Genomic DNA, 13925 nt, shown 5'->3' on the forward strand with positions numbered 1-13925 from the left:
GGTTGGGCGGGACCGTTACTCGCCGCCTTCAAAAATATTTTTTGACATGTAGCGCTCGGCGGAATCAGGGATGATCGTCACTACTCGCTTCCCTTTGCCGAGTTTTTTTGCCACTTGAATGGCCGCGAATACGTTGGCCCCCGCGCTGGAGCCGCCCAGAACGCCTTCCAGTCGCGCCAGTTGCGCTACCGTATCGAACGCGTCTTTATCGGTGACCATGATTACTTCATCGCACACGGCGGGATCAAAAGTCTTGGGAATAAAACTGGATCCAATGCCTTCCACTTTGTGCGGCCCTTTGGGACCGCCGCCCAGCACCGATCCCTCGGTTTCAACTGCAGCGCAGTAAATGCTGGATCGTTTCTGTTTCATAAAACGGGCTACGCCTGTAAATGTGCCGCCGGTGCCAACACCGATTACAACGGCATCAATTGCACCCTGCATTTGTTCGAAAAGTTCTTCGGCAGTAGTTTCCTGGTGAAAGTCAGGATTGGCGGGATTTTCAAACTGGAGTGCGGTAAATGATCCGGGGATTTTGGCGGCAAGCTCTTTGGCCTTGGCGATTGCGCCTTGCATGCCTGCCTCGTCCGGCGTTCGCACGACTTCCGCGCCGAGCGCCCGCATGATTTTGACTTTTTCTTCGGCAAATTTTTCCGGAACGCAAACCACTACGTGGTAACCCTTGTTTACCCCGATCAGGGCCAGGCCGACCCCGGTATTCCCCGCGGTCGCTTCCACAATGGTCGATCCCGGCTTCAAAAGGCCCTGTTCTTCCGCCTTCTTGATCATGCCAATAGCTGCGCGATCTTTTACGCTGCCGCCGGGGTTCAGGTATTCCAGTTTGGCAAACACACCCGCTGCGCCCGCCGGCACGATCCGGCGAAAATGGAGCATTGGGGTCTTGCCAACCAGTTCGGTGATGTTTTCAGCCACAGGGAGTTGGGACATAGCAGACTTTTTAGACTACGGGACGGAGAGCAATATGGTCAAACTTCTCGGCCATTTTCCCGGCAATTTGTTCAAAACAGGGCACTACCAGGCATAACTGTTTTTTCAGAAATTGACACAGTCACTTGAACAGAGTACCGTCAACAGTGAGCGAGTAATCCTTCCTTACTCTCCAGACCTGCTGAAACTAAGTCAGCAACCTCTGGAGTTCTTCCCCTTAGCCAATAGTCAAATCAGGGAATTTATGTTCCATGAAATAGCGCCGTTCCACTCAAAATCGGGCGGCCACGCGGAATTACCGGAAGATCACTGCGAAGAACAAGAGACGCCAGAGCACAAGCTACACGAAGAAGAATCGAGCGAAACCTATGATTGACAAAAGTACCAGATCATCAAGAGTCTTTGCGGCCGGAAGCACAATTGATAATCGATTTCTCCTGTGCCGTGTGGCTGCGGTTTATGCGCGCCGGTTGCAGAAAACGAGAAATCAATTTGCGGAAAGCATCAACCAATCTTTGCGCTTGATCTCTGACCTTCCTCACGGTCACATGGACATGACAAATCTGCCGCCGGTGCCAATAGAGGAACTGCCGGCCCTTGAGCCAGTGGCCATCGAGATTAGTCTTTAAATCGCAAAAACGAATGCTCCGGTTGCCAAAAACTTAAGTTCAGCTCCGGAGCAGATCATTTCCAAAAATTCACCGATCGTTACTGCTTAGCCGCCGTGCGCTTTTCGTCGGCAAAATAACCATCGCGCGTCCGTACCTGAAGATCTTTATAGCCTGGCGCGCGCGCTTCCACTTTCACCTTGCGATATCCCCCATTGCTGCGGGGGTTCGATGGTTTGTAAGTGAGCGTGTACTGGTTGCGGATATCACGCGCCACTTCCTGGCTGATTTCATCCACTTCCATCAAATCTTTGGGGAAGAAAGCCACGCCGCCGGTCTGGTCTGACAGGCTTTGCAATGCGCGCTTGGCTCTCTTGATTCCTGGCTCGTCGCCTAGAATTCCAATGGTGTAGATGGTAGGTCCGTTATCGTCCTGGACCTTTCTGATGGCCGATTCCAGTGATTCCCTGCTCTCGTTATCGACGCCGTCCGTGATCACCAGGAGGACTTTCTTTTCTTTCTTAGCGCCTTTGGCCAGGTGATCGGCGGAAGCGATTACGGCGTCATAGAGCGCGGTACCGCCTCGTGAATCAACCCGGTCCAGCGCTTCGCGCAAGGGCGGTATCTTGTTGGTGAAATCCTGATCAAGGTAAGGATCGTCATTGAAATTCACGACGAACACCTCATCCTGCGGGTTGCTGGCCTGGATCAAATTAAGAACAGCCTTGGTAACAGCGGCGCGCTTGGTCCGCATGGAGCCGGAATTGTCCACCACGATTCCGATGGAAACAGGAATATCCTGCCGCTTGAAAAACGTTATCTTCTGCGGTTGATTGTCTTCATAAACCGCAAAATTGGTCTCAGCCAAGTTGGTAACAAGATGCCGTCTTGCGTCAAGCACCACAGCGGAAAGCGTAACTTCATTCACTTGTGAGCGGAAAGTGTATCTGTCGCCGTTCTTAGTGACCGCGCCCACTTCAGTTCCTGGAAGCGGCCCTGGCTCCAACCCGGGCTGTACATTAGTGGGCGTAGCAGCCGGCTTCGCAGCAGTAGGCGCTGGCTTGGGCACCCAGGCTGGAAGAGCCGGATCAGAAGGATCGATATCCGGTGGCAAAGGCGTGGCCTGTACACGCTGCTGGTTTTGCTGCGGCGTGGTGGTTGGGCCTTGCGTTCCCCAAAAAGAGGTGGCGCCCAGCAGCACAAAGAAAATTATTCCAAAAAGCTTTTTATTGCGAAGGCGCATAGTATCCCGTTCTGGCATAGACATTTAGATGCGGCAACCCCTTGGGTGGATTAAGCTTCACTTTGATCTTCCGCCAGTGACCGTCCTTAACCTTGTTGTTTGGACGGTATCCGAGTACATATTGGTTGCGCAGCTCTATTCCAATTTTTGTAGCCACATCCGCCAGTTCATTGGGATTGTTGATTGTGAACAAACGTCCGCCGGTAACACTGGATATTTCGCTCAGCAGCGCCGGACCGGCAACTTCTTCCGGCTGTGACGGCGCCAGGCTGAAGATGCCAATGGAGTAAATCTGCACATCGGCCTCTTTTACCAGCGCCTTGATTTCGTTTTCGGTGTAACGGCTGTGGTTATCGCCGCCATCGGAAATAATCAGCAGGGCCTTCTTGCTGTTGCGCGCATCTTTCATCTTACTCACGCCCATGTATATGGCGTCGAGCATGGCTGTGCTGCCCTGGGGAACGGTATAAACCAGCTTGCCCTGAATATCTTCCACTGATTTGGTGAAATCGGCGCGCAATTCCGGCCGATCATTGAACGTAATCATGAAAAACTCGTCCTGCGGGTTCGCCGTCTTGAAAAACTCGATGACCGCTTCGCGCGCTTTCATGATCTTGTCATTCATGCTGCCGCTCATATCAAAGATCACGCCCAATGAAATAGGAGCATCTTCGCTGGAGAAATGCCGTACCTGCTGGACTTCACTGCCTTCAAGAACCGAGAAATTCTCTTTATCCAGGCCGGTTACGATACGGTTCCAATCATCGGTCACCGTTACATTGACCAGCACCAGATTTACGTCCACGGCCAGGCCCGGCTTGGCATGGTTCTTCAGCGCAGGATCCGCGTTCCCGACATCTTCTTTGGAATCAACAGTTTTTGCGGGAGCAGGAGGCTTGGGCTCAATGTGGACGTTCACGTCCTGAGCGCTGGTGGCGATGGTGAAAGCAAGAAAACACGCCAGTGTTAACGCGCAACGAATCAGCGGCGTAACAGACGCCTTGAATGAGTGCCCGGGGGAACGGTTTGCACCATACCCGCGGCGTTCGAAGCGGGCCATGTTAGGAACCTCGTTTGCCGCGATTTTACCACAGCGATGCCCAGACATGACACGGGAACTTGGACATTGCACCCTTGCCTTTGGTCTTTGCAAGCTGCTCGTAAACTTAGATGATTGAGAGCTGGAAACAGGTTATCCGTCTCGCTTGGTAGAATGCAATAGACCAACTGAAAATGGCTGAAATCATTCCATTCAAAACGCTTCGCTACGATCCTGACCAGGTAAAGCTGGAAGACGTGCTGACCCAACCTTATGACAAGATTACCCCAGAAATGCAATCCAAGTACTATGAGAAGAGCACGCACAATCTGGTAAGAATCATTTTAGGTAAGGCCGGCGAAACCGATACCGATACCTTCAACGTGTACACGCGGGCAGCGGAATATCTCCATGACTGGCGCTCCGGCGGCATCCTGAAACAGGATTCAGATCCTGGTATTTATGTCTATTCTCAGACGTTTACCGTTCCGGGAACGCGCGATCTGCAGGAGCGCCGGGGGCTGATTGCGCTGGGCCGTCTGCATGACTATGCAGATGGCGTGGTGCATCGCCACGAGCAGACGCTTTCCAAGCCGAGAGCGGACCGTCTGAACCTGTTGCGGGCCACCCGGGCCCATTTCGGCCAAATCTTCATGCTTTACAGCGATCCCGCACATGAGGTTGAAGGCCTGTTCCGATCCCGGATGGAAGAAGACCCTGACACTTCTCTGCTGGATGAATACGAAACCCTCCATAGGGTCTGGCGGATCCATGATCCAGTACTGATTCACGCTGTGCAGCAGAAAATGCGCGACAAAAAGCTGCTGATCGCCGATGGACATCACCGTTACGAAACAGCACTTGCGTATCGCAACGAATGCCGCGCCGAGACGGGCAGCTCCGATCCCAATGCGCCGTATGAGTTTGTGATGATGACGCTCATCCCCATGGAGAGCCGAGGACTGGTGATTCTTCCCACGCACCGCATTGTCCACGGCTTGCTGGACTTTGATCGCGAGCGCATGCTTGAAGCAGCAGCAGAGTTTTTTGATATAGACCGAATCGACCTGCGCACAGAAAGCCGTAGCGCCACCACGCTGCTGGGGCAGGCGGGGGAAAACGGCACAGCATTTGTCGCGGTAACGCGCCAAGGGCCTTATTTGATGCGGGCAAAGCAGGATGCCATTCAACATGCGCTGCGTGATCTGCCTGCATTGCAGCGCGAACTTGATGTTGTCCAATTGCACCGTGTGATGCTGGAGCGTGTTCTGGGAATTTCTGAAGAAGCCATCCGCAACCAGGAAAACGTACGTTACGAGCGAGACGCCTTTGAAGCAATCTCCTGGGTCCGCCAGGGCGCGAACGTCGCATTCCTGATGAATCCAGCCAAGATTGAGCAGGTTCGCGATATCGCTTTTGGCGGCGAGGTATTGCCGCAAAAATCCACAGACTTCTATCCCAAGCTGCTGAGCGGTCTGGCTATTTATGCGCTGGAGTAAAACAGGAGCTGGGCTAGCGGTTATGGCTTTGTGCTGCGCTCTTGGCGTCTCCGGCTCCGTTCCGCAACAAGAATCGAGTGCTGACCACCAGGCTGTTCCATCCGGCACGCCTCCCACTGAAGGACAGAAGCGTGCGCCAGAGTTCTTTGTAATGATCGATCCCAGTCATGGCGGTACCGACAGGGGCGCAACCTTTGGCGGGAAGCTGGTGGAGAAAGACATCACGCTTCGCCTGGCGCGTGAAGTGCGCAAGGAACTGGAAGAACGCGGAATCGCGGTGCGGTTGCTGCGCGAGTCTGACATTGACATGAGCCTTGATCGTCGCGCTGAAATCACCAATGAACAGCGCGCTGGCATCTATGTGGCGCTTCATGCAGGACGTCCGGGAAAAGGCATAAGGGTTTACACACCTCTTTTGATCGACGTGCAGCAGACGCAGGCAGGACGCTTTTTGCCTTGGGAGACCGCGCAATCCGGCGCTCTGAGTCGAAGCAAAAACTTGGCCTACTCAGTTTCTGAAGAGCTCAAAAAGAAAGGTCTTACTGTCGCCAATCTGGGCGTGCCGTTACGGCCGTTGAATAACATAGCCGCGCCCGCGATCGCCGTGGAGCTTGCCCCGGATGAGAACGATGCGCAGCCCTTTGAAGGCCAGAAGCGGCAAAACGCTGTTGCCACGGCCATTGCTTTGGGGATTGCGCAGATCCGGAGCCAGGCAGGAGCGCGCCAGTGATCCCCCGCCATTTTCAAATCACGATCGCGTTGGTGTTACTGGCCATACTCATCAGCGGCATAGTTATTATCCGCATGACGCATAAGGAGGAAGCGCTGACCCTTCAGGCAGCGGAGGCCGCCCCGGCCGCTCCGATAGTAGGCGGCAAGCAGGAACATATTCAATTATTGCTGGCTTACGATGAAGATCAGGCCCTGCGCTGGCGTCCGGCGGATGTTTTTCTTCCGGCAGATCGCAATTTGCGCGCCCGGGAAACGTTGCGTTCCGTACTGGCGCAGTATCTGCAAACACCTTCTCCGCATCCGCTGGCGAAAGGCGCTGATATAAAAGATGTATATTTCATCAGCGACGATACGATGATTGTGGACACCACAGCACAGTTTGCCGACGGACATCCTTCAGGAATCCTGCCGGAAGAGTTGACGCTGGCTTCCCTGATTGAAACGCTCACCGCCAATGTGCCCGGCATTACTAAGGTCAAGTTTCTAGTGGACGGCAAGGAGCGCGAAACCCTGGCCGGCCACGCTGATTTAATGTCCTTCTATCAAACGGCTGCCGTGCATGAAATGGCCAAGGAGTTTGAATAAGCATGCCGCCGGTGATTGGGGTCTTTGACTCTGGTTTTGGAGGTCTGACTGTTCTGCGGGAGTTGCGCAAGGCCCTGCCTGCGGCAGATTATCTTTATTTCGGCGATACCGCACATCTTCCTTACGGCGCTAAATCTGTGCGGACGGTGGCGAAGTACGCGATTGCAGCCGCGCACTTTCTTGAAGAACACGGGATTGAAATGCTGGTGGTCGCTTGTAATACGGCAACCGCGCTGGCTTTTGAAGACATTCGAACCGCCGTGAAAGTCCCAGTGGTAGGCGTAATAGAACCCGGCGCTGAACGGGCAGCGGCAATTTCAAAAACCAAAAAAGCCGTTGTGGCCGCCACGGAGGCCACCGTCGCAAGCCATGCTTATCAGCGTGCGCTTGAGCAACGGGGAATGCAGGCCACCGAAAAAGCATGCCCTCTTTTTGTGCCGTTGGTGGAAGAAGGTTGGGTTGAACATCGCGTCACGGAAGAGGTCGCGCATATATATATGGACGAGGTTTTTCAGAATGGCGCCCGCGATGCCGATGTTCTGGTGCTGGGCTGCACGCATTACCCGCTGATTCGTCCGCTATTGCGCCGGGTCGTCCCGCAATCGGTAGAAATCGTGGATTCAGCGGAATCCACCGCTGCCAAAGTTGTAGAGCTGCTTGGCGCAAATCGGGGGCAAGGCGGGCCGGGCGATTTACGCTGTTACGCGACGGATTCGGTAGAAAAATTCAGGCGGCTCGGGAGTAAATTTCTGGGCTGTCCAATTGAGAAGATTGAGTTGGTAGACATTGAAAAATAACAAAGACATGTTTTTTCGCTCAGACAACCGCCATCCGGAGCAGATGCGTCCGGTAAACATTATTCCTGAATTCATCTCCACAGCGGAAGGCTCTGCCCTGATTGAAGTGGGCAATACCCGTGTAATCTGCACCGCCTCCATTGAAGAGAGCGTACCGGGATTTATGAAAGGCTCCGGCAAAGGATGGATTACCGCCGAGTACAGCATGCTGCCGCGCTCTACATTGACGCGCACTCCGCGCGAAGCCAGCCGGGGACGCCAAAGCGGACGCACACATGAAATCCAGCGTCTGATTGGGCGCGCCATGCGGGCCGTCGTCGATCTGAAACAACTGGGCGAACGCACCATTACGCTTGATTGCGATGTTATCCAGGCCGATGGCGGCACGCGCACGGCCTCGATCACTGGCGCATTCGTGGCACTTGGCCTGGCCATGCAGAAGCTGGTGGAAGCTGGAACGCTTTCAGCGGCCCCGATCCGCGACTTTGTGGCCGCAACCAGCGTAGGGATTGTGGAAGGAACAATCCTGCTGGATCTTTGTTATGAAGAGGACTCCCAGGCGGAAGTTGATCTCAACTTTGTAATGACGGGTGCGCGCAAAATTGTGGAAGTACAAGCCACAGCCGAGCAACATCCGTTCGACGAATCCCAGCTCAAAAAAATGATGGACTACGCCGCCGGGGGCATTGAGGCGTTGATTGCCAAACAGAGAACAATTCTGGCCCAGTTGCCGCTACGGCAATAGAAATTATTCCTTGGCAAAATCTTCATCGTCGAAGATGTAGGGCGCTGAGCGGATGAGCTTGAACCGGACTTTCAGGTCGCATTGGTCGCATACGGGAAACAGGTCGTCGCGATACATCACGGCTTCATGCGCCTGGCGATGGCCTTTATCGTGGATAACTTCATAGATCCCACTTTCCAGCACCGGCTGCCCGGGCAGGAACATTCTGCTGTGATGGGCCGGCTTGCGGCGATGGCTCCGCTCCTTGTCGCGGCCAGACATTAGGGCCCAGTTGAGTTTTTTGCGCGCGGGGGTTTTAGATAAATGGGTAGCGTTCATTTTTTGTAATAGTAACAGGCACTTGCGGTTTTTAGTTCCCAAAATTAATTTTTCTCAAGCCTGGCGGTTGAACAGAATGGTGGCGAGCATTATCCAGATATAAGCGGTTTGCATCCACGTGTCCGGTCTTGCGATTATTTCTTTCCTTCCTTTGATACTGATCGTAAGCTGGACGCGGGCAAGATTCAGCAAGAGCACCACTGCCAGTAATTTATTGATCCAATCGTATGTCCTCCAATGGAGAACGATGGTCAAACAGACGGCGGATGTCGCCACAAGCGCGAGGAGGATCGTGCCAGCTTTGTTCAAGCGTCCTTCAAGGACGTCTTTATTCTCAGGTTTTATTTCTTCCATTTTTATTCCGGGTATCAGACAAACTTGTTTTCTTGATCTTATTACAGCCTGTTCGAGTCCGAAATATCCCCGGGCTTTTTAGTACAATGGGTAACTCGAAGCGGATGTTGCGCATCTCTGAATTGTTGCAATTTGGCCCTGAAATCCGATTCCAGATTGGGCATAAAATCCGAAGAAAAATTGTAGATAAGAAATGATACCTAGGAGGACGACCGTGAAGCTTACCCCTGGAAAATTAGCCGGAATGAAAGCGGTCTCTGACAAACGTGGCGTAATTGCCGCCGCCGCCATGGACCAGCGCGGATCATTGCAGAAAGAACTGGCCAAAGAAAAAGGCGCGGATGTAAGTTCATCAATGCTGGAGGAGTTCAAATCGATCGTCACGGAAGTCCTGACGCCGCATGCCAGCGCCATTTTGCTTGATCCGGAGTTTGGCTTGCCTGCGTCCAAGCGTCGGTCGAAGAATGCCGGCCTGCTTCTTGCCTACGAGAAAACCGGCTATGACAAGACTGGTCCCGGTCGCTTGCCCGACCTGCTGGACAACTGGTCCGTTCGCCGCCTGAAGGAAGCCGGCGCGGACTGCGTGAAGGTGCTGCTCTATTACACGCCCACCGACGGCGCCGCGATCAATGACAAAAAACATGCCTGGGTGGAACGCATTGGCGACGAATGCCGCGCCAACGATATTCCCTACTTCCTGGAGTTTGTGGGGTATGACGAAGGCATGGACGAGAAAGGCCTGGAGTTCGCGAAGAAAAAACCGGAAATCGTGATTGGGTCGATGGCCGAATTCACCAAGGACAAGTACGGCATCGACGTAATGAAGGTGGAAGTGCCGGTGAACATGAAATTTGTGGAAGGCGCAAAGGCTTATGGAGGCCAGAAAGCGTATTCCAAACAGGAAGCGATGGAGTATTTCCGCAAAGCTTCCGCGGTGGCCACACGTCCGTTCATTTATCTTTCTGCTGGCGTTAGCAATGCTGAATTCAACGAGGCGCTGGCGCTGGCCGGCGAATCTGGCGTGAAATTCAATGGCGTATTGTGCGGACGAGCCACATGGAAAGAAGGTATTCCGGTTTATGCCAAGCAAGGCGCAAAGGCGTTTGAGCAGTGGCTGCAATCGGAAGGCGTGAAGAATATTGAAAATGTGAATGCCAGCCTGAAAGCTGCAACCTCATGGTTCTCGCTGTATGAAGTTCGCGAACCGGCGATGGCGGGAGATTAGAAATCAGCACTCAGTCATCAGCGCTCATTCAGTCGGCGCTCCATCTTCATCTAACAGATGGAGCGCCTTCCGCTTTTTATTGCTTGCATTGCAGGCGATCAGATTATTCAATCTCTATTGGTTTGCAGCTTTTGTTGCATTGCCATTGCTTGCTTGTTTCTCCTGCGCCGCGGTCTGCTCCTCAATGTAGCGAATGATATAAGCGGCATCCACATCAGCCACGTAGATGTTGGGCATCCGCACGTTGTATTTTTTCAGGAGCGCCGTTGCAACCGGGTCCTTTTCATTGAGCATCTGGTCGGGGTGCTGAATGATTTGCGTTAGCCATTGCCGGCTGCGGACGTGATTTACGCCCAGCAGATCTGGTCCCACCTTGTCTCCGTGTCCGATGGTATGGCACGCGACACAATCCTTTCCGAACAAATATTTTCCTCTATCGAAGTTTTTGAGCGGGCTTCCGTCACCACTCGCTTTCTCGGCCGGGTTGTCGTGCTTGAAATTATCGAGAAATTCGCCAATCATCCTGGCTTGAAAGCCGGGATTGTCCAGGGCGGAACTACGTACCCATTGGCCGGTGTCCTCATTGCCGATCAAAAGATGGGCAATATGGCCATCTGCATTCACTGCAGGGGTGGTATAAAGTCCCAGCCTCTTGCCCAGAAAAATAATGTCCTCTTTCTTGCCCGTCAAAAACGTCCATCCCGGCCCCACATGAAATTGCTGCATGTAGGCCCTCAATACCTCCGGTGTGTCGTGGTCCGGATCAATGCTGATGGAATAAAAGAAGATATCTTTGCCTACACGGTCACCCAGCTTCTTCTGCACCTGCGCCAGGCGCGCCGTTTCCAGCGGACATGAGTATTGGCACGTGGTGTAAATGAGATCGATGGCGACGATCTTGCCTTTGATCAGATCATCATAGAAATGGACTTTTTTTCCGTCCTGAGTGATGAGCTCGACGTTGGGAAAGTGGCTTGAATCGGTCCCATTGGCGGCCACTGGTTTGGCTGCGATCACCAATGCAAAGATTGCAACAGTAATGAGCGAAATGAAGGTTGCGTTCTTCCAATTTTTTGTCGACATGCTGTGCTCCTTTTGCCCCGTATTTCCGAGCGATAACTGGTTCGTCGGTGCGCGATGAATCCTTCGGCTTGGACAAGCTTCCTAAAGGCCCGCGTCCCTGCGCGTGGGACGCTAGACGCTGATACTGCTAGTGGATCAGTTTCATGGAAACTGACCCACTAGCGAAGTTGTGTCATGCATTAGGAAGAATTTCGTCTGGCGTTTCGAAAGTGACGCCAGTCGGTTTTGAAATCGGTGTCGGCAATGGGCTAAGGAACGGCGTTCCACTGTCGATGTCCCACCGCAACAACATGGCATTGTCTTCATGCATGGTGTTGTGGCAATGCTCCATAAACATCCCGCCCCAATCCCGGAATTGCATCTTGAGGGTTACGGAGCCGTTGTCACGCAGACGGTAAACGTCCTTGCGGCCGCTCTCCGCCGGTGACGGCGGGTTGCCGTTGCGGTTGAGGATCTGGCCTTCTTCAAAGTGGATGTGAATGGGATGGTCCCACCCGGAGCCGCCTTGCAAGGTCCAGACTTCGGCTGTGCCAAATCCTGGTTGGGAGCTGATTCGGCCGTAGTCCGCTTCGAGTGTTCCTCCTGTATCACTGGCGGTGATGAGGCTACTGCTGCCGCCGCTATTATCGGTCTCGATGCCCCAGCGGAAGGAGCCTTGACCGTTCCCCAGGTAGGTGGTGACGGGATCATTCTGGTTCTGATCGCCGTTGTCATCAAATCGGAACGTGCGTTGCCGCGCTGTCGCCGGTAAGATGGGATTCGGAATCAACGCGGTTCTTGGATTGGCAGTTAAATCAACGCTCTGGTCCGGTTGCGGCGGCGGGCCCAGGACCTTGAAGCGCAGGAATGCGCCCACAGCCGGGTCGCTTGTACCGGCGAGGGCCTGGGCCACGGTTACGATCTGCGCAGGTTCACGGCCGTCCTGGTGCACCTGCAAGTTGACCAGGTCCACGGTTTGCCCGGCATGGTAGCGGGAGAAATCAATGACGATGTCATACCGCTCCGCGATGCCAAGCTGGTCCGTCTGGGTGAGAGGAACGGTGACAGGCAGCAGGTTACCGTCATTCGCTATCTGCACGAATTGAGAGCTATCACTCAATGCCACCACAAAGAAGCGTGACACGCTGGCGTTCAGGATACGGAAGCGATACCTGCGCGCATACACGTTGAAGAATGGTTTCCAGGCGAAGTTGACAGTCATCTGGTCGGCCAGAAAACCATCAAAAGCGATATTGTCCATGTTGAGCTGTCCGTTGGCGTCCCAGGCTTTGTCCGCGAGCATGAGGTTGACGTCAAAGTCCAGGTTGCCCCAGCCCTTGCCATTGGAGGAGCCGCTGGGCAGGCGCAGGTTTACACCGTCATTCACAGTTTCGTCACCGCGATCCAACGAGCTGTAAATGTTGTTCATGCCGGCGTTGCACTTGTACACGTTCTGGTCCGTGAAGGTGAACATATGATCGTGGAACCAGTGCGTGCTCATGGTCTCGTGCCAGTCGCCCGGAACCTTGTTGATGCCGCCGGAATCACTGGGAGCGCCGGCGCGCGGATCGGTGGCGCCGGTATTAATGCTGGTAAACCCCGCCAGCACCCACGGCCAATGGTAGTCATAGAACTGATTAGGCCAGAAATAAGCCCCGGTGAAACCATCGTTCTCCGCGCCGTGGTGAGCATTGTGTTCATGCGTGGTGAGCGTGTATCGCCCAAAGCCGCCGTTATTCTTGATGTTAGTTGTCAAGCCGTTGTGATGGCGGAACAAGACCGGTTCACCATAGCGGACCTGCGTCAGCTTGGGAGGAAAGGTGCCCTGGAACGTCCATACCCGGTTTGCATTCTGAGTTGGGAAGTTGGGATGAAATTTTGCCGGGATGGCTACGGCCGGATTGATTCCAGAATTCAAGTCTGGGGTCACCTGCGGATTGTAAGTAGTATTCGAGGTCACTGGTTTGGTAGTGACCTCAATTGCTACCTGAGGAGGGAACTGTGCAAACCGCTGGTGCGCCCAGTTCGCTCCCGGGGGACGACCCTCAATCGGGCCCGTGGTTCCAGCGGGAAACCCGAAACCGGGATCAAGCACTTGCTGCGTCTGGTTGGACTGTTCCATCGGCGCGGGATTTAAGGTTGACACGGCGTTGCGCCGCAGGACGTCGAAACGCGGCATCGGCTGGGTAAACGGCTTGACACCAAACAAGGGACTTGCGGGTAGCCCGGTAGGGATTCCCTGATTGTCAGAGTTGCCCGCAAGGAGCGCACTCGGTGATGGCGACTGGCCCACCGCATATCTGACAAATGGATTTAGACCCCTGATCGGCAGCATAAGGCCGGCGCTTGTGAACAAGCCCCATTTGACCAGATCACGCCGTCTAATCTGGCCATGGGAGAGTGCCTTAGTAATTTCCGCGCGGTTTTGTCGTGCATTTTCCGCGTCACGGATTCGTCTTTTATCTGAATGTTCTGACAACCAAATACTGTCATCTCGATCTTTTCGGGACATGCTTTGCTCCTATTAAGGAATCGGTTGTTGTCGGGCTGTGGTGCAAGATGCAGCATGGCAAGGCGATTGCAAACCGTTTCTGGCAAAGTCACAGTTGAAACATTCGATTCCTCGGGCTGAGAAGGCTAGTGATGATTTGGCGTGTGGAGTCGCCCTCGGCGGTGAGGATGCAAGCGCGTGAGGGGGAGTTCCACGGGCTGATGTCGACTGTTTGTTTGTCCTCCAGGAGGTTGGCGGGGGAACGCTGGAGAACGAGGT

General features: G+C 53.9%; 13 protein-coding genes. 6 read left to right on the top strand and 7 right to left on the bottom strand.

All coding sequences use genetic code 11. The features are described from left to right. Positions 1-15: 15 nt before the first annotated feature. The 3 genes from cysK to LAO76_25545 all read right to left on the bottom strand — a co-directional run bounded on the left by cysK (position 16) and on the right by LAO76_25545 (position 3859). Positions 16-948 (bottom strand): cysteine synthase A, encoded by a 933-nt coding sequence (gene cysK / locus LAO76_25535; GenBank protein MBZ5494302.1) that lies wholly within the window; start codon positions 946-948, stop codon positions 16-18. A gap of 708 nt (positions 949-1656) precedes the next feature. Then, complete coding sequence (locus LAO76_25540; protein ID MBZ5494303.1) at positions 1657-2799, bottom strand: VWA domain-containing protein; 1143 nt, start codon at positions 2797-2799, stop codon at positions 1657-1659. Beyond that, positions 2783-3859: a VWA domain-containing protein gene (locus LAO76_25545; GenBank protein MBZ5494304.1), complete on the bottom strand. Its 1077-nt coding sequence runs from the start codon at positions 3857-3859 to the stop codon at positions 2783-2785. The genes LAO76_25540 and LAO76_25545 overlap by 17 nt, the downstream gene beginning before the upstream one ends. 173 nt (positions 3860-4032) lie before the next feature. On the opposite strand from LAO76_25545, the gene LAO76_25550 reads away from it, so the two are divergent. Genes LAO76_25550 through rph form a run of 5 tightly spaced genes read left to right on the top strand, consistent with a single transcriptional unit; the run spans position 4033 to position 8196 of the window. Then, positions 4033-5337 (top strand): DUF1015 domain-containing protein, encoded by a 1305-nt coding sequence (locus LAO76_25550; GenBank protein MBZ5494305.1) that lies wholly within the window; start codon positions 4033-4035, stop codon positions 5335-5337. A 22-nt stretch (positions 5338-5359) separates the two neighbouring features. After that, the gene (locus LAO76_25555) at positions 5360-6067 is read left to right on the top strand and encodes an N-acetylmuramoyl-L-alanine amidase (protein MBZ5494306.1); all 708 of its coding nucleotides are present in this window, start codon (positions 5360-5362) and stop codon (positions 6065-6067) included. After that, on the top strand, positions 6064-6654 hold the full coding sequence (locus LAO76_25560) for a GerMN domain-containing protein (GenBank protein MBZ5494307.1): 591 nt from the start codon (positions 6064-6066) through the stop codon (positions 6652-6654). Before LAO76_25555 ends, LAO76_25560 begins: the two co-directional genes overlap by 4 nt. A 2-nt stretch (positions 6655-6656) precedes the next feature. Further along, complete coding sequence (gene murI / locus LAO76_25565) at positions 6657-7451, top strand: glutamate racemase (protein MBZ5494308.1); 795 nt, start codon at positions 6657-6659, stop codon at positions 7449-7451. Between the two features lie 7 nt (positions 7452-7458). Further along, positions 7459-8196, top strand: coding sequence for a ribonuclease PH (rph, locus tag LAO76_25570; GenBank protein MBZ5494309.1), 738 nt, complete (start codon positions 7459-7461; stop codon positions 8194-8196). 3 nt (positions 8197-8199) lie between these two features. Here rph and LAO76_25575 read toward each other — a convergent pair whose 3' ends face one another. Continuing rightward, positions 8200-8457 (bottom strand): hypothetical protein, encoded by a 258-nt coding sequence (locus LAO76_25575; protein MBZ5494310.1) that lies wholly within the window; start codon positions 8455-8457, stop codon positions 8200-8202. Between the two features lie 111 nt (positions 8458-8568). Further along, positions 8569-8868: a hypothetical protein gene (locus LAO76_25580; protein ID MBZ5494311.1), complete on the bottom strand. Its 300-nt coding sequence runs from the start codon at positions 8866-8868 to the stop codon at positions 8569-8571. A gap of 214 nt (positions 8869-9082) precedes the next feature. On the opposite strand from LAO76_25580, the gene LAO76_25585 reads away from it, so the two are divergent. Beyond that, entirely contained in the window at positions 9083-10093 is a 1011-nt protein-coding gene (locus LAO76_25585) for a tagatose 1,6-diphosphate aldolase (GenBank protein ID MBZ5494312.1), read from the top strand. A gap of 114 nt (positions 10094-10207) precedes the next feature. Here LAO76_25585 and LAO76_25590 read toward each other — a convergent pair whose 3' ends face one another. Then, positions 10208-11176 carry an SCO family protein gene (locus tag LAO76_25590; protein ID MBZ5494313.1) on the bottom strand — a complete coding sequence of 323 codons (969 nt, stop codon included), beginning with the start codon at positions 11174-11176 and terminating at the stop codon, positions 10208-10210. Between the two features lie 172 nt (positions 11177-11348). Continuing rightward, positions 11349-13490 (bottom strand): multicopper oxidase domain-containing protein, encoded by a 2142-nt coding sequence (locus LAO76_25595; GenBank protein ID MBZ5494314.1) that lies wholly within the window; start codon positions 13488-13490, stop codon positions 11349-11351. Positions 13491-13925 lie beyond the last annotated feature (435 nt).

This window comes from Terriglobia bacterium, assembly GCA_020072645.1.
GTDB lineage: Bacteria > Acidobacteriota > Terriglobia > Terriglobales > Acidobacteriaceae > Angelobacter.